The organism is Finegoldia sp. P3-F-LR (assembly GCF_052932165.1).
Map to the genome: position 1 here is coordinate 14,241 of NZ_JBRFJE010000021.1, position 17,147 is coordinate 31,387.

The 17,147-nt window shown below is 31.5% G+C and carries 18 protein-coding genes; 7 read left to right on the forward strand and 11 right to left on the reverse strand.

Going from position 1 to position 17,147, the window contains the following annotated elements; translation table 11 throughout:
- Positions 1-658 precede the first annotated feature (658 nt).
- The 3 genes from ACU68U_RS07745 to ACU68U_RS07755 all read left to right on the forward strand — a co-directional run bounded on the left by ACU68U_RS07745 (position 659) and on the right by ACU68U_RS07755 (position 1,229).
- The gene (locus ACU68U_RS07745) at positions 659-823 is read left to right on the forward strand and encodes a hypothetical protein (RefSeq protein WP_002835797.1); all 165 of its coding nucleotides are present in this window, start codon (positions 659-661) and stop codon (positions 821-823) included.
- Between the two features lie 12 nt (positions 824-835).
- Positions 836-985 (forward strand): hypothetical protein, encoded by a 150-nt coding sequence (locus ACU68U_RS07750; protein WP_002835798.1) that lies wholly within the window; start codon positions 836-838, stop codon positions 983-985.
- A gap of 70 nt (positions 986-1,055) precedes the next feature.
- Complete coding sequence (locus ACU68U_RS07755; protein ID WP_002835799.1) at positions 1,056-1,229, forward strand: hypothetical protein; 174 nt, start codon at positions 1,056-1,058, stop codon at positions 1,227-1,229.
- A gap of 116 nt (positions 1,230-1,345) precedes the next feature.
- On the opposite strand, the gene wecB is transcribed toward ACU68U_RS07755, so the two are convergent.
- From wecB to ACU68U_RS07810, 11 genes are all read right to left on the reverse strand, one after another.
- Positions 1,346-2,437 (reverse strand): non-hydrolyzing UDP-N-acetylglucosamine 2-epimerase, encoded by a 1,092-nt coding sequence (wecB, locus tag ACU68U_RS07760; RefSeq protein WP_446763085.1) that lies wholly within the window; start codon positions 2,435-2,437, stop codon positions 1,346-1,348.
- A 55-nt stretch (positions 2,438-2,492) separates the two neighbouring features.
- Complete coding sequence (locus ACU68U_RS07765; protein ID WP_154271245.1) at positions 2,493-3,719, reverse strand: nucleotide sugar dehydrogenase; 1,227 nt, start codon at positions 3,717-3,719, stop codon at positions 2,493-2,495.
- Between the two features lie 13 nt (positions 3,720-3,732).
- Positions 3,733-4,875: a glycosyltransferase gene (locus ACU68U_RS07770; RefSeq protein ID WP_446763086.1), complete on the reverse strand. Its 1,143-nt coding sequence runs from the start codon at positions 4,873-4,875 to the stop codon at positions 3,733-3,735.
- A gap of 215 nt (positions 4,876-5,090) precedes the next feature.
- Positions 5,091-5,774, reverse strand: a complete 684-nt coding sequence (locus tag ACU68U_RS07775; RefSeq protein ID WP_154254985.1) for an ATP-binding cassette domain-containing protein — start codon at positions 5,772-5,774, stop codon at positions 5,091-5,093.
- A complete protein-coding gene (locus ACU68U_RS07780; RefSeq protein WP_446763087.1) occupies positions 5,775-7,934 on the reverse strand; it encodes a hypothetical protein in 2,160 nt (719 codons plus the stop codon).
- Positions 7,935-8,053: 119 nt separating this feature from the next.
- Positions 8,054-9,136 carry a sensor histidine kinase gene (locus ACU68U_RS07785; protein ID WP_446763088.1) on the reverse strand — a complete coding sequence of 361 codons (1,083 nt, stop codon included), beginning with the start codon at positions 9,134-9,136 and terminating at the stop codon, positions 8,054-8,056.
- Positions 9,129-9,830, reverse strand: a complete 702-nt coding sequence (locus tag ACU68U_RS07790; RefSeq protein ID WP_446763089.1) for a response regulator transcription factor — start codon at positions 9,828-9,830, stop codon at positions 9,129-9,131. The genes ACU68U_RS07785 and ACU68U_RS07790 overlap by 8 nt, the downstream gene beginning before the upstream one ends.
- Positions 9,831-9,874: 44 nt before the next feature.
- Positions 9,875-10,537, reverse strand: coding sequence for a phosphate ABC transporter ATP-binding protein (locus ACU68U_RS07795; RefSeq protein WP_446763090.1), 663 nt, complete (start codon positions 10,535-10,537; stop codon positions 9,875-9,877).
- Complete coding sequence (locus tag ACU68U_RS07800) at positions 10,515-11,366, reverse strand: PstA family ABC transporter permease (protein ID WP_446763091.1); 852 nt, start codon at positions 11,364-11,366, stop codon at positions 10,515-10,517. The genes ACU68U_RS07795 and ACU68U_RS07800 overlap by 23 nt, the downstream gene beginning before the upstream one ends.
- Positions 11,353-12,219, reverse strand: coding sequence for a phosphate ABC transporter permease subunit PstC (gene pstC, locus ACU68U_RS07805; RefSeq protein ID WP_094224155.1), 867 nt, complete (start codon positions 12,217-12,219; stop codon positions 11,353-11,355). The genes ACU68U_RS07800 and pstC overlap by 14 nt, the downstream gene beginning before the upstream one ends.
- A 62-nt stretch (positions 12,220-12,281) precedes the next feature.
- Entirely contained in the window at positions 12,282-13,235 is a 954-nt protein-coding gene (locus ACU68U_RS07810; RefSeq protein ID WP_094206674.1) for a phosphate ABC transporter substrate-binding protein, read from the reverse strand.
- A 181-nt stretch (positions 13,236-13,416) separates the two neighbouring features.
- Here ACU68U_RS07810 and ACU68U_RS07815 point away from each other — a divergent pair, with 181 nt between their 5' ends.
- The 4 genes from ACU68U_RS07815 (at position 13,417) to msrB (ending at position 16,987) form a co-directional block, all read left to right on the forward strand.
- Positions 13,417-13,743 carry a carboxymuconolactone decarboxylase family protein gene (locus tag ACU68U_RS07815; RefSeq protein WP_002835813.1) on the forward strand — a complete coding sequence of 109 codons (327 nt, stop codon included), beginning with the start codon at positions 13,417-13,419 and terminating at the stop codon, positions 13,741-13,743.
- A gap of 96 nt (positions 13,744-13,839) precedes the next feature.
- Positions 13,840-14,397, forward strand: a complete 558-nt coding sequence (locus ACU68U_RS07820) for a TetR/AcrR family transcriptional regulator (protein WP_154254981.1) — start codon at positions 13,840-13,842, stop codon at positions 14,395-14,397.
- A gap of 150 nt (positions 14,398-14,547) precedes the next feature.
- Positions 14,548-15,945 carry a radical SAM protein gene (locus ACU68U_RS07825; RefSeq protein ID WP_316450514.1) on the forward strand — a complete coding sequence of 466 codons (1,398 nt, stop codon included), beginning with the start codon at positions 14,548-14,550 and terminating at the stop codon, positions 15,943-15,945.
- A 97-nt stretch (positions 15,946-16,042) separates the two neighbouring features.
- Positions 16,043-16,987: a peptide-methionine (R)-S-oxide reductase MsrB gene (gene msrB, locus ACU68U_RS07830; protein ID WP_154254979.1), complete on the forward strand. Its 945-nt coding sequence runs from the start codon at positions 16,043-16,045 to the stop codon at positions 16,985-16,987.
- Positions 16,988-17,147 lie beyond the last annotated feature (160 nt).

Consider the following 17,147-nt stretch of genomic DNA (forward strand, 5'->3'; position numbering starts at 1 on the left):
AGTTGGAACTTAATATAATTCTTCATTGATATTTTTGATTATTTCAAAAAATTCCATTGTAGATTTTGAATCACATCGTACTATAACCACTAATCCATAATCTTTTAATAAAAGTATCATAGAGAGATTTTTTAAATTATAGCATATTGTTTTTTTATTGTCTATATAAAATCGTATTATTTTAAAGCTGAATTCAGCTTTATTTCGCTAAATTTCTTTGCAATCACCAATATGCATTATCAATTTTTTCAAAAATTTTCCCATATTTTTAAAATGCTATCTGTTTTCTTCCGGGAAAATCGCAGGAAAACATTGAGTAACTGGGAAAAATTTATTTTTCTTAGAAAACTTGAACATATCAACATTTGTTTTCCCAAAAAATATTTTATCGAATAAAAATAAGCCTTTCGTGAAAACGGTACTCACAAAAATCATTCGTTTTCCTAATTTTTCTTTACAAAAATTTTTCAAAAAACTTTGAAAAAGTGCTTGACATAGCTGTTTTATGGTTATATAATACTTAATGCAGTGAGGGATATGAGATGAGTTATCACTTGGATATTCCTTGAATATTAAATTCGATAATTTCGATTCGGTGAATATTTAATTATTACCGAATGGACAATAACATATAAATATTAAATGAGGGGGAATTAAAATGATTAAGAATAACAGAAAATATTTAGATTTTGCAAAGAAAACATCTCTTGGTTTGAACACAAATATGTCATCAATGACATTCGCAAGTGTCGATCATTTTAACGAAAGATTCTCTCCATTGTTTGGATCAAGAAGAATCTTCAAGAACAGAAAAAACGCATAGGGGGTAATATTTATGAGAAAAAATAATATTAGAAAAAGTTCACAAATTAGTTTTAACACAAGTATGGCGAGCATGAATTTTGCTCAAGCGGATAACTTTTACGAAAGAATGACACCATTATTTGGTTCAAGAAAATTAAAGAAAAACAAAAAACAAGCGTAATAACTAAACAAATTAAACGAATAGTAACATCTTAAAAGAATAATAAACAATTAATAAGGGGGAAAATAATATGTTCACAAAAACAACACAAAAACAAATCAGAAATTTCGGTAAAAACTGTACAGTAAGCTTAAGCTCAAACATGGCAAGTATGAACTTTGCACAAATGAATGACTTCTACGAAAGAGTTAATCCTCTTTTCAATACTGAAAGAAAATCAAGAAAGAGCAAAAAACAAGCTTAATTAAACAATTCAATTCCAGATTAAGATAATTGAGAAAATCCAATCTGTTAACGTCTCAAATTTATTTGACGTTTAAATATGAAATCCAACTTCTACATGAAGTTGGATTTTTTAGTTTATAGATTTTTTGATAAAATGTCACAGATTCTTTCAGATGCGCGGCCGTCTCCGTATGGGTTTGTGGCTTCACTCATTTTGTCGTATTCATTTTTGTCAGAAAGAAGTGTGGTCATTTCGTTGTAGATGTCTTCTTCACAAAGCCCAGTTAATTTTAATGTCCCTGCCTCTACCCCTTCAGGTCTTTCTGTTGTGTCTCTCATTACTAAAACTGGCTTTCCAAGCGCTGGGGCTTCTTCTTGAATTCCACCTGAATCTGTCATTACGAAGAATGATTGTTTCATGAAATTGTGAAAATCAACTACATTCAATGGTTCGATGAGTTTGATTCTAGGATGATTGTCAAATACTTCGTTTGCGATTTCTCGTACTTTTGGATTCAAATGTATTGGATAAATCACATATATATCTTCGTTTTCGTTGACAACTCTTTTGATTGCTCTGAAGGAATTTTTCATGGATTCTCCCAAGTTTTCCCTTCTATGCATTGTTAGAAGAATCATCTTTTTACCTTCAATCAAATTTTCGTTAGAATAATTGTCACGTACTGTTGTTTGAAGTGCATCTATTACTGTGTTTCCCGTTACGAAAACTTTGGATTCATCTTTGTTTTCTCTTAGCAAATTATCCCTTGCAGTTGTAGTTGGTGCGAAGTGGAAATCTGCCAACGATCCTATGGCTTGTCTGTTAAATTCTTCTGGATATGGAGAGTATTTGTTGTAAGTTCTAAGTCCAGCTTCCACATGACCTACTGGTATTCTCAAGTAAAATGCAGCAAGTCCTGCAACAAAACTTGTCGAAGTGTCTCCATGAACCAAAACAATGTCTGGTTTTTCTTCTTCTAATATAGATTTTATTTTGTCCAAAATAGTTGTGGTAACATCGAACAAGCTTTGTCCTTTTTTCATGATAGCCAAGTTGTAGTCTTCTTTGATTTCAAAAACGTCCAATACTTGACGTAGCATTTCTTTGTGTTGTCCAGTTACAAGCACGCAAACTTCGAATTCATCTCTTTTTTTGAGTTCTTTTACCAGTGGACACATTTTAATCGCTTCTGGTCTTGTTCCAAAAACCACCATTACTTTTTTCATTTTTTACCTCTTTTGAAAAAAAGGCGCTGCAAATATTAGCGCCCTTTGATTTGTTTTATAATTTGTAGAAATTGTATTTGTTATCAACATCGATGTTTCTTGTATCAAGTACAACTTTGTCTTTTAATACATCCATGTTTTCTCTGATTTCATCGTGACCAATCATCACGATTACGAAATCAACATCGTCTAAGAATTTGTTCAAATCGTGGTATTGATTTTCCACAACTTCTCTTTTTACCATTGGATCGTAAACTTTCAATCCATCTCCCAAATGTTCTTTTTGGTGTTGTAATAATTGAAGTGTTGGAGATTCTCTGACATCATCTACGTTTTCTTTGTATGTCAATCCATAAATACCAACTCTTGAAAAATCTTTTAAGTTGTTTTCTTTCATAATATTGTAAGCGCGTTTAAGAACGTATTCTGGCATTGAATCGTTGATTTGACGAGCTTTGTAGATTATTTCAGTAAGAAGTGGATAATCTCCAACTAAAAACCATGGGTCAACTGAAATACAATGTCCACCTACACCAGGTCCTGGTGACAGTATGTTAACTCTTGGGTGTTTGTTGGAAATTCTGATAACTTCGTTGACATCAAGTCCACCTTGGCGACAAATCTTAGCCAATTCATTCGCAAATGCAATGTTGATGTCTCTGAATGTATTTTCAACAACCTTTGTCATTTCAGCTGTTTTTATGTTAGTTAGATTGATTTCACCTTTGCAGAAAGTTGAGTACACTTCCCTAACTTTTTCGCCGTATTTTGGATCGTCAGCGCCGATTGTTCTAGCGTTGTGTTCCAATTCGTAAACCATGTTACCAGGGATAATTCTTTCTGGAGCGTGAACCAAGTTTAATTTCTTGCCTGATTTTTCGATATATTCTTCTACAACAGGTCTAACGTAAGTGTCGATAGCTCCCGGTGAAACTGTTGATTCAACAACTATAATCGCATCTTCTTCTGCAGGTTCCAAAACTGATTCTACAGCTTTTACTACATAAGAACAATCCAATTTCTTAGATACAGGATCGTATGGAGTTGGTGCTGTAATAATATAGAAAGAAGTGGACACTGGTTTTAATGAAAAAGTGATGTCTGAATTCAAAGCTTTTTCGAAAAGCTCATCCATTCCTTTTTCTTCGAAAGTTAATTCTTTATGCTTTAATTTGTCAATTACTTCTTCTTTAATATCTGTTCCCACTACCTTGTTGCCTGATGTTGATAGCATCAACGCTGTAGGTAGACCTATGTAACCTAAACCAATTACATTAATCATAATATTCTCTCCTTTAAAATAAATTTTCTATTCTATTTAATAATCTTTCGTTATTTTTTTGTGGATTTAATTCCGATTGCATCTTTCTACAGTTTTCTTGAAGCGTGTGGTAGAATGATTGGTCATCTCTAAGTTTGAGTAAAACATTTCTCATTTCCTCGTCTGATTCGTGATCAACCGCAACTCCCACATTCCATTCGTTAACAACCTCTGATAGATAAGTGTCTCTTGCGACAATTATAGGAAGCTCTGCGTGAATGGATTCGTATAATTTGTTCGGAAGTGCAATCCTAACATTCTTCATCGACGCATCGTACACTGAGAATATGCAGTCGCATTTTGAATAAAGCTCTGCAATCTCATCGTCATAGTAAAATTTGCCACGATATTCAATGAAATCTTTCGTTTCAGCAAGCTCTTTGAAGTACGTTCCACTCTCGAAACCCGCCATCATCAAATTCATTCCCAAACCATCCATAGCTTTCGTAAGCTTTTTCAATTCGTTCAAATATCTAAGACCGCCAATGTAGCCTACAGTGAAAGTATCGTGTTGGTTTTTCACCCTTAACTTATCATAATCCTTGAATAATTCCAAATTTGGAATATTAGGCATGAACACCAAATTATCCTTGCTGTATTTTCCTTCAAAATGTTCCCAGAATTTCATACTAGTAACAATCATCAAATCCACGAATGAAAGCATATTGTTCTCTCTTTTTTTCAAAACAGAAGACACAATATTCATCGGGAAATTCTTCTTGTCATCAGTCAAATATCTGTGAATATCCGGTACTTCGTATATAATCTTAACCTTGTTGTCGTTGTTTTTCTTGTACTTTGTAGCTATCTCTAGCATATCATAACTTTGGACGTGAATTAAATCCGGTTTAATTCTCTCCAATACTTTATAAGCTTTTTGTGAGAATTTGTAAGTTGGAATAAGTCTTTTCATAGGGTTACTGTTGTCAGCATCTATGTTGATTATTTCCTTCTTGCAAAAATCACGCTTGAAATCATATTTTTCATCTCCACCTTTGTCCCAACAAATAGCATACAAATCGAACTTTTCTTTTACAAGATCCATTCTTTTTATAAGCCTTGGAGGTGGTGTCGTATTAATCAAAAAAGTGTATTTTTTTTGATTTGATTTTTCCATTTTTCATCATCCTATTAATATATTTAACAGTTAAAATTATATCACAACTTCACTAAATTTGCTTATTTTTTCTGTAATCTTTAGAATTTCTTGACGTTTGAAATCAAAAAAATCCTACCTGCTTAACTAGCAAGTAGGATAATTGAAGTATGTGAAAAGTTTTGTGTATCAGATCCTCGAAATAATAACCTGATATTATAATCCCAAATATTCTATTATTTCTCCACAGCAAATTCTAGCTGTTTCAGTTTGCCGTTTTCGATAATAAAATTTTTATGTGCAATTTTTTCAAATTCTTTATCATGGCTTACTACAATTATAGTTTTACCCAATTTGTTTAGTTTTACAAGTGTATCAATTACTATCTTTTTATTTTCACTATCTAACGATCCTGTCGGTTCATCTGCTAGCATTATTTCATACGGCTTAACCATATTTCTCGCGAGAGCTACTCTTTGTTGTTCTCCACCCGATAGTTCATATATTTTTGATTTAATCTTGTCTTCTATTCCCATGTCCATAAGAGCTTTTTGGATGATTGATTTTTTATCTGTACTTCTGCTGTATTTTACTGCCAAATTTAAATTTTCTTGAACTGTCATATTATCCACCAATGCAAAGTTTTGAAAAAGATATGCTATTTTATACCTTCGTAAAAGTTCAGATTCTTTTCTATTTCTAATTGGATTATGTTCAGAAAAGCAAATCAATTCCCCTTCATCATATTCTTCAAGCGTTCCTATTATATTTAATAGCGTTGTCTTGCCACCACCACTTTTACCAAAAATGCAAATAAAATCTCCTTCATAAATGTCAAGATTAATATTTTCTAATATTTTATGGTTCCCATATTTTTTCGATATATTTTTCAATGATATTTGAGGTTTATCAATATTCATTTAATTACCTTCCTTTATCTTTCTCACTAAACTTTTTTCGTTCTTTTTTACGTTAATAATTTCATATATGAAACAAATAATAATACTAATAATTGACATAATTAGACAAATTACTAATTTTCTTAAATTCCACCCATCTCTTGGTTCAAAAAACCCAAAACTTCTAAAATATATCGTAAAGAGTATTATCATAAAACAAATAATAACACTTACGATAAACCCAACTATAATCTGAATTATTTTAGATTTATGGATAGATTTAAAATCATATCCCAGTAATCTAGAAACGTAAATTCTTTGTCCATAATTATAAAAATATGATTCTTCATCTATTTTTATCGTTACAAACAATACTAAAACCGATAATAAAAATCCTAAAAGATAAATAATAGTTTCCGTCTTATACATTTCTATTTTTTCAATGACTTCATCATAAATGCTTGTAACGTAAAGTATATAAGGAGACGATTCTGTTTTTTGAATAACTGGTTTTAAATATTCATAGCACTTATTAGGATTTGAAATATAAGGATGAAACTTCCCGTTAACCAATGATGGTAGTTTAATCTCTCCAGTAGGAACTAATTCTTTGCCATTAACCATAATCAAAGCATAATTCAATATATCTGGACTATTTATTTTTTGCTGACTATCAAATGTAAAAACTTGTTGATTTCCCTTAATTTTAATATACTTCTCACTGACATTTTCTTGTTTAGTTGTACAATTAAACACATGTGATTTTCTTATATTTTGCCTATCATTATCAGTTATTGAAATGTTTTCAGGTACAAATATAATCCATTCATTAGAATTAGACGTATATTTAGCTAATGGTCTGTCTTTTTCATCAACCAAATTATTTAGTTCAAGATAATTTTTGTTGATATAAGCATACCTTCCTCTAAAAAACTGATTGTTTAAATATTCATCATCATTTTCATGTTGGATATTTGGTGTGAAAAATAGTATTGCGCCTTTAGAATCTAATTCATCCCATAAATTATTTAATTTAGGTACTACTATTTTTTCAAATTTATCATCATTTTCAACATAAGTCCACGGCCATGCACAAGCTATATTTGCATAATTCTTCGATTTCTCCCATGCATCAAAATATGAAGTAGAAGTAACATAATCGCTTAATCCAAACACAGTTACAACAAATAGATACAGGACAACAGAAAATGAAATAACTTTAAAAATCACAGGACTTATTTTATATCTTTTTTTGTAGCCTTTTAACCACGAAATAGTGCTAACATTCTTAACTCTAAAGTAAAGCATAAGAAAATAGAATAGTATCAATGTAAATCCTATTAATCCAAGTAATAATAATATTGGTTTGATGGATATTAAAAATCCGATTATTGAGTCTGGGTTTGTCAAATAAAATAAAAAGCTAAACATTCCTAACCATGAAATTAATATAGGAATTGCTAATAAATTCATAGCCTTTTTATAGCAAAAACTCAATTTATCATGACCCAATAGAGAAATTATCGATATTTCCTTAGAAAGTGATGAATTATAAATTACAAAACTAAATAATAAAGCAAAAATAATTACTAAAATAAGCATTACGTATAATATGGCTTGTTTTTGAGTAACTTCACTGGCAACCGAAAAAGATTTATCAACACTCGTATCAATGCCCAAATCTGGTCTAGTATTTAATTCACTGATAAATTTCTGAACATTAGAAGGTGTTCCCTTAATATGATAATCTCCATTAAAAGTAAGATTTTCAATCCTAGAATAATCAATAAAATCAATTTTTTTGCTAGTCAAAAAGCTATTCTTATTTACACTTTTGAACTTATTAATACCATTATCATCTTCATCTATATCAATATTCTTAAATGATTTCTTAAACCACCTAGCATCATCAAGGTAAATAAATATATTTATTTTTTGTTTTTCTTTTAATGAATTTTTGGGTATGTAGACTTCTTTTATGAAACTAATTTTATTTTTCTTCGCAATTTTTTGAATTTCAATGATATTATTTCCAATATTTTGTGGCTTGGTAGTTATATTTACAGTAGTATTAAATTCTCTTATAAAAAACTCCATAAAACGTGAATCGTTACTATAGAAAAATCCTAATCCTACAACAAAAACCAATAAAAATGTTAATAAGCGTATTATTTTTTTCATAAACTATCCCCCCTTATGACTTGCCAATAAAAAACTAACCTTATAAATTCATTATAGGTTAGTCTTCAAAATAAGAGATTAAGTTTTTTTGTATAAAATATTGCTTTTTTCTTTCTTTTTTAATAAACCGGAATGTTTACATTTGCAATTACCCAATTATCTTTATTGCACACTTCAAATTCTCCATTCAAATGTGTCACAATATCATTCACAATTGTAAGTCCAACTCCAGATCCATTGTTTTTTATGCGATTTCGTGACATATCTCCGCGATAAAATTTATTTTTCACCAATTTCCAATCTACGTTTAAATTATTTTCAACTTCATTTTTAACTGTCAAATTTAATGCTTTATCCTGTATCTCAACTTTGACTATTATTGTTGATCCTTTTTTTGAATATTTGTTTGCGTTCGATACTAAATTATCTAAAATCCTCACGAGTAATTCAGGATCTGTATTAATTTCTTTACCAGAAGTATTTGCAAATCTAATATCCAAAACATTATCGTTTACCAATGTTTTTCTTTCTTCTTCCCATTGTTTTAAAAATAGCTCTGCATCAAACTTTTTGATGTTAATTGGGATTTCATTCAAATTGAATTTCAAATAAGAAAAGAAATCTTCGCTCAAACTATTTAATGATTTCACATTTTCGTAGATAACTTTTATAAACTTTCGTTGCTGTTCATCAGTTAAATTATCTTCATCGTAAAGCAAAGTAGAATATCCCAATAAATTTGATAGAGGTGTTTTAATATCATGTGCCAAATACGTCAGCAAATCTGTTTTTTCCTTATATGCTAGTTCATAATTGTTTTCCATTTCTAATATAAGTTTTCGAATATTAATGAAATCTATTCTTTCGTTAGATAAAGATTCATGAAATTCTCTTATCTCAGGAATTTCGCCTTTAATGTATTTAATTCCAGATACAAAATACTCGCGATATTTTTCGAATTCTTTATTCTGAATATAAAAGCATCCGAAAATTATGAAGATTGCGCATATCATAATGAAAACATAATTACCATATTGAAAATAAATCTTATATATTGATCCTAACTCAGCTTCTGTATCAATATTATAAATTATTAAACTATCGATTAATCTATGAAAAGCAAATGTAAGAAAAATTACAACAGCTATCCATAAGCATTGATACAGAATAATTCTTTTAATATATGAATTTTCTTTACGCATTAATTTTATACCCCACTCCCCAAATTGTCTTTATTATGGAACTTATTCCATGTTTTTCAAATTTACTTCGTATTCTTCTTATATGCACCATAACAGGATTTACCTCGGTTGATAAAACTTCATCTTTCCAAATTTTGTAATGTATTTCATCCATATTGTGAACATCGTCTGGTTTTTCCATCAACAGCCATAAAATTTCAAATTCTTTCGGCGTTAAAGTTATTTCTATTTCATTGTAAAAGCTTTTATGCGTTTTTCTGTTCAATCGCAAACTTCCTACAATGAGTTCGTCAAGTTCATATTCTTGATTGTTTAATGATTTTACAGAAGAAAATTCATAACTTCTTCTAAGATTTGACTTAATCCTAGCTACTAATTCTGTTGGCTCAAAAGGTTTTATGATATAGTCATCTGCACCCATATTTAATCCTTGTACTTTATGAATAGAATCTTCCAGAGCAGTGAGCATAATTATTGGAATTGTTGATTTTTCTCGTATTTGTTTGCATATCTCAAACCCATTTATATCTGGAAGCAATAAGTCCAAAAGTATTAAATCATAATGATTTCGATTAAAACTTTCAACTGCTTTTTTACCAGTATGAAAAGTTTCTATCTCCCATCCTTCTGGAATCAAATACATCCTAATTAATTCTGATAAATCAATATCATCTTCAACTACCATAATTTTCATATTTTCTCTCGTCCTTAAATCTTATATTATTATATTTCATCGTGTTAAACCAGTTTTTTATCTTCAATAAACAAAATCCTATCCGAAATTCTTTTTGCTTGGTCTGTGTTGTGTGTTGAGATTATGATGGTGTAGTTTTGTGATAAATTTTTCAACAGATTTTCTATTGCCAATGTATTTTGCAAATCCAAAGATGAGCAAGGTTCATCAAATATCAGTATTTTGGGATTTGTTGTGAGCATTCTGGCTATGCAGAGTCTTTGTTTTTGTCCTCCAGATAGTTTGTTGGCATTCATTTTAAGATTGTCTTTTAATTCTTCGTACAGGTTCACGCTTTTAAGTATTTGTTCTATTTTCGTTTTTTTGTCGTAATTTTTGCCTAAAAAATATTCCAATGTATATGTGAGATTTTTTTCGATAGACATGTCAAACACTGTGGAATCTTGAAATAGCATAGATATTTGTCTTCTCAAATCGATCAGTTTGTATTCTGAGATGTCTGTCCCGTCGAATAATATTTGTCCCGAATATTGTCCACCATTTTCTGTCAAAAATCCGTTCAGACAAGACAAGAATGTCGATTTGCCTGATCCTGAATTTCCCATTATGCTGATTATTTCGTTTTCTTCAACGGTCAAATTAACATTTTGCAATATATTTTTTTCTTTGTAGGATATGTCTAGGTTATTTATTTGTAATATGCTCAACTATTTTACCTCCCGAAAATACTAGCACCACATAAGCTAATATGTGTAAAATTATCAATATCATGATAAGAACCAACGCCGTCGCATACGCTTTTTCGATTGCAATTGATTGGCTAAGTAGCATGTGCAAATGAAAAGGCAGCGCTGTAACTGGTTTGAACAATCCAACGGAATTATTCATGAACACTGCTCCTGTGAGTAGAAGTGGCGCGGTCGCTCCTATCGCATAACTTCCTGCCAATAGCGAAATCGTTATGATATTTCTAGAAATCATTGGCATTATTAGTTTTCTTATCATATATGTCTTGTCAATTCCAAGAGAAAAACTGTCTTTGATTGTGTTTTTGTTGATTTCTGCTATTGATTTTTCGATATTCACTTCGACAAATGGAAACACAATCAACGAAAGTGCGATGGATGCTGTGAGTAAACTTTTGGATATGTTAAGTGTTACTATGAAAAATCCATACACAAACATTCCTATTATTATAGAAGGAATGGATGCGATGCATTGAATTATTAGAGAAATTACTGATTTCAAGATTTCAGATTTGCAATAAAAGACCCTGTAAATCGCGCAAAAAACACCCAATAATGTGGAAATTCCCATTGCTATTATCATCAACCAAAAAGATCCAGTTATGCTGGATTTTATTCCACCCGTAGTTCCTAATGGAAGTCCTTGAGGGTTTTGTGTCAGAAACTCCATATTAACAGACGATATCCCTTTTGATATTAAAAAATAAAAAATCTTGATCACGAAGAAAAACACTACTGCAAATGATAAGTACACCCACAATTTAATCAAAAAATCCTTAAACTTCGTCATAATTATCAGTCCTTTTTTTAGTCACAAAAAGTATTACATCAAGTATAATCACGAAAACCAAAAGTACGAATGAACTTGCGTAAAGCGCATGATAGTGCAAACTTCCCGCTTCACTCATTCCCACTTCCAGCGCAATTAATGAAGCAATAGTCTCTGCTTTTGAGAAAAATTTCGGAAATATCGGTGCGTTTCCTATCACCATCATTACTGCCATAGTCTCTCCAATTGCTCTTGAAAACGCAAGTACGAAACCACTGAATGCACTTTTAAGACTTTGTTTGAGTACGATTTTTCTGATGAAATATTCCTTGCTAATTCCAAAACAGTCCGATTGTCTTTTGTATTTTTGTTTTATCTTTTCAAAAGTTTCAGTCAACACTTCCACAAAATACGGCAAAATCATTATGGATAATATTACACTTCCTGCAAATACCGATTCTCCTGCTGCCATTTTGAAGTTTTTCTCGAAAAATTTCACGATTACAAACAATCCGAAAAATCCGTAAATAATCGAAGGAATTCCCGCAAGAATTCTGATTATCCAACTCACTAAAGTTTTCACTTTATTGTTTGTGTAAAACACAATCATGAGCGACAATCCGTAGCTAATTGGAAATGAAAATACACAAGACAACAGTGCAATGTAAAAACTTGCCAGAATTATATTGAATGCTCCGAAACTTCCATCCATCGAATCCCACAAATTTCCAAACAAAAACTTATTCACACTGTATTGTTTGAAAAAAGGAAGTGATTCTTTGAACATAAATCCTATGAGTATCATTAATAAAGCTATGGAAAATAAAGCAAAAATATACACCAAAGTTTTAAATATGTTGTTTTTTGTTCTCATAACGACCCCTCAACTTTGCTATTATGTACAAAAAGCAAAGTGATATCACTTTGCTTTTGAGTTTATTTGTTAGGAATGAATCCCATATCTTTTATAGTTTCCTTACCTTCTTTTGAGTTTAGATAATCTATGAAAAGTTGTTCTGTTTTTGTCAAATCACCGCTCTTCATAATGATTAAAGGTCTTGAAATGTAATATGATTTGTTCAAAATATTTTCTTCAGTAGGTTCAACGCCATCAACTTTCAAAGGAATTAATTTACCTTTGTTTTGATTTGCGATACCAAATGATGCATATCCTATTGCGTTTGGATTTTCGATAATCTTAGAAACCAAAGCTCCCATAGTTGGTGCTTGGATTGCATCTTGTCTAACTTTTACATCTTTCATAACTTTCTTTTGGAATACTTCGTGTGCACCACCGCTCAAATCACGAGTTACAACTACGATATCTTCTTGTGGAAGTGATGGGTCAACATCGCTCCATTTTTTGTATTCTCCGGAGAAAATCTTTACTATTTCTTCCTTAGTTAAGTTACCTTGTTTTGCTGCAATTACATTATTTTTTGGATTAACAGCAAGTGTTAGTGCGTCAAGGCCCAAGTTGTATTCTTTGTAGTCTTTAACTTTTTCTTTTTCCTTGTCTTTTACTTCACGCGCTAACATTCCGAAGTTTGCAACGTTGTCCAACACAGCCTTAACTCCTGCGCCAGATCCACCTGCTGACACATAAATAGTTATGTTCTTGTCCGGTAACGAAGAATCAACCTTATCCCAAGTAACATTCTTTTCGATAAAAGTTGTAGAAATCTTACTGATAACAGGCGCTAAAGTAGATGAACCACTGAAGCTGATTTCGTAGTTTTCTTTTGCTTTTGAATCTTCTTTTGATTCTTTTTCTTCAGTTTTTTCTGCGGTTTTTTCATTAGAATTAGTTTTGTCAGAATTATTGGCACATCCTGTGAATCCTATTGCCATAACCATCATCAAAACTAATAATTTGTAAAGCTTTTTCATATTACCCTCCTAAATTTTATAGTTATATTATATCACATAAACTTTATTTTTATTTATATGAAAACGCTATAAATCTCCCCTCATTTATTGAAATCTTCTATAATTAAGATTTTGTACGTCGTATTTGATAAGATTATATTAAAAGGGCAATGCAAATTGTCTAAAAAATAGGAGGTAATTTATGGATAGTAAAGAAGTATTGGCTGAAAACTCAAAATTATTTGGAGAACATTTACCAGATGTAGCTAAGAATTTCTCTGGTATGTGTGGAGAAATTTTTAAAGACGGAAAATTATCTTTGAAGGAAAAAGAATTGATAGCTCTTGCAATCGGAATTACTGTAAAATGCGACGGATGTATAGTTCATCACACTAAAGGATGTATTGATGCAGGTTGTACAATCGAAGAAATCTCAGAAATGATGGAAGTTTGCGTTGCTATGGGTGGTGGCCCTGCTACAGTTTACGCTGGAAAATCTTTGAGAATTGCTGAAGAATTATTAAAATAAGTGTGCAAAGCTGGCTACTAATTTGTTTTAGTAGCTAGTTTTTTTGGTGGAAATTTTTCTAGTTTTGGAATATGATTATGTTAAAAGGGGGAGTTTATGAACGCGGATTATACGAAGAAAATGATAATGGAAAATTTAATCAATCTTCTAAACAGGATGCCTCTGAATAAAATTACAGTGAGAAAACTAGCTGAAGAATGTGGAATCAACAGAAATACTATTTATTATCATTTCAAAGATTTGAATCAAATCATAGACACGATTTTTGAGATAAGACTTAAGAGAGTTTTGAATGAGTCGGAAAATATTTCTTGGGAGGATAATTTTATCGAAGAGTTTCAGTTTGCTATTGATAACAAAACTGCAATTTATCACATTTACAATTCTATTTCTAGAAAAACACTGTCTGATTATTTGTACAATAAATCGGGACAAATTATGAGAAACTACATAGAAAATGTGAACAAGGAAATTCACGCTAAAAATGATGACAAGGAGATTATTATTAAATTCTTCCAAAGTGCGATTACGGATTTAATTATCAGATGGCTGAATTCAGGAATGGATGAGGATATCGAAGAGAAGATTAAAAGGATTGGATTTTTATTAAAAGATACTGTTAAATCTTCATTAACTAGGAGTAAAATGAATTAATTATTGGATTTTAAGTCGTTTTTGTTAGATTTTTAGGCAAATACGTAATTTTGTCCAAAGACTTTGATTAGCGTTTGAGATACAATGAAGTTAAGATATATATCTATTGAACTGATTCTAAAAAATTTTAATATATGAAAAGGTGGTTATATGAAAATTATAGAAGCTGGAAAAAGATATGGATTTGATAAGGTATTCGATTATGTTGCGAAGGATCCTCAAAAACGAGGGGTACAATTAGTCGAATGGGCAGAAAACCTTTCTCACGGAGATTTTTCGCCTCAAATTAAAATTATAATGGACGTTTTTGAAGACGAAAATCACCCTTACCATAGTTTTGTGATGAAAATTTTCCAAGAAGTTGACAAAAAACAAATTAAAAAAGTAGCGTATAACTTTTTTATGAATGCGTCTGTTTTGGGATGGCAAACTCAACAAAAATACAGAGAAGAATACAATTGTAATATCCCATGGGCAATTTTGTTGGATCCTACATCTGCGTGCAACTTAAAATGTACTGGATGTTGGGCTGCTGAATACGGCTACAAACAAAACTTAAGCTATGATGAGATTGATTCTATCATCACTCAAGGAAAAGAATTGGGAACTTACATGTACATATACACAGGCGGTGAACCTCTTGTGCGTAAAGATGATTTGATTAAATTGTGTGAAAAACACAACGACTGTGTATTCTTATCATTTACTAATGCAACTTTAATTGACGAAGATTTCGTAGACGAAATGCAAAGAGTTGGTAATTTCATTCCTGCGATTTCACTTGAAGGTTTTGAAGAAGCAACTGACGGTAGACGTGGAGATGGCGTTTATAAAAAAGTAATCAAAGCAATGAAGATGCTACAAGAACGTCATTTGATTTACGGTATTTCTTGCTGCTACACTTCACAAAACTTTGATTCAATTACAAGCGAAGAATACTACGATTACCTAATAGAGTTAGGGGCGTATTTCGTGTGGTACTTCCACTATATGCCAGTTGGAAATGCTGCTGTAACTGATTTACTACCTACTCCTGAACAAAGAAAACAAACTATCGAACGTCTTAGAAAATACAGATCTGAAAAACCATTATTCGCATTGGATTTCCAAAACGATGCTGAATATGTTGGTGGCTGTATTGCCGGTGGAAGAAGATATCTTCACATTAATGCATCCGGCGATGTAGAACCTTGTGTTTTCATTCACTACAGCGATTCTAATATCAGGGAAAAATCTTTGTTGGATTGTTTGAGAGCTCCCCTATTTACAAAATATCACGACGGTCAACCATTCAACGATAATATGTTGATGCCTTGCCCAATGCTTGAAAATCCAAACGAACTCAGAGAAATGGTTCATAGCACTGATGCAAAATCTACTGATTTGGAATCTAAGCAAACTGTAGATTCACTTTGTGGTAACTGCGATGAATATGCGAAAAACTGGGAAGTTGAAGCAGAAGAAATCTGGGACAAGAGTCCTAAGAAGGAAAGATTCAAAGGTTCATATCACACAATGAATCGCCAAGAAACAATGAAATCAAAATAATTTCAATGAGCAGCTTTTAATAAGCTGCTTTTTGTATGCAAAATTTTCTGTTGAATAAAAAATATTTAACTGGGTATAATTTTGTAAGAGGTGTAATATGAGATTTATTGAAAAAAGTACGATTTATTTGGCTGGTGGATGTTTTTGGGGAGTGGAAGCTTATTTCAAAAAATTACAAGGCGTCATTGACACTGACACAGGCTATGCAAATGGCGAAGGAACAGACACTGATTATAGAAGAGTAAAACAAACTCATCACGCAGAGACGGTGAGAATTGTCTATGATAAAAACAGGTTGGATTTGGCTGAAATTTTACTTCATTATTTCAGAATTATCAATCCAATTTCTGTGAATAGGCAAGGAAACGATGTTGGCGAACAATACAGAACGGGAATTTTCTACGAAGATGAAAAAGATTTGGAAATAATCAATTCTGTTGTGAATTACATTCAATCAAAATACGATGAAAAGCTAACTGTTTTGGTTGAAAGATTAGAAAATTTTGTGTTGGCAGAAGATTATCACCAAGATTATTTGGACAAAAATCCTGGTGGATATTGTCACATCAATTTGAATGCTTTTGATGAGGATTTGGATACGACTGAATACAAGAAAATGTCCGATGAAGAATTGAAACAAAATCTCTCTGATGTAAGCTACAGAGTTACTCAAAACGAAGCGACTGAACGCCCTCACACATCTTCTTATAATGATTTTGATGAAAGAGGAATCTATGTCGACATCGTAAGTGGTGAGCCGTTATTTTCTTCAAAGGACAAATACGATGCGGGCTGTGGTTGGCCATCATTTACGAAAACTATTACGTCGAGTTCTGTAAATTATTCTGATGATCACAAATTATCCAGAGTTAGAACTGAAGTTAGAAGCAAACACGCTGACAGTCATTTGGGTCATGTGTTCGACGATGGTCCTAGTGAAAAAGGCGGTCTTAGGTATTGCATCAACGGTGCAAGTTTGAGATTTGTACCATTAGAAAAAATGGAAGAAGAAGGATATTCACAATATATTCCGTTCGTATAAATCGGAAAATCACAAGGAGGATTTCGTTCCTCCTTTTTAGTACCATAAATAGTGTAAGAAAGGAAGTAATTCCTATCTTGCACTATTTTTGTATAATGAAGAAGTAGTATGACGAGCCTCTTTTAGGGTTGAAACATCCGCCACAAAAACTGTCAACTAC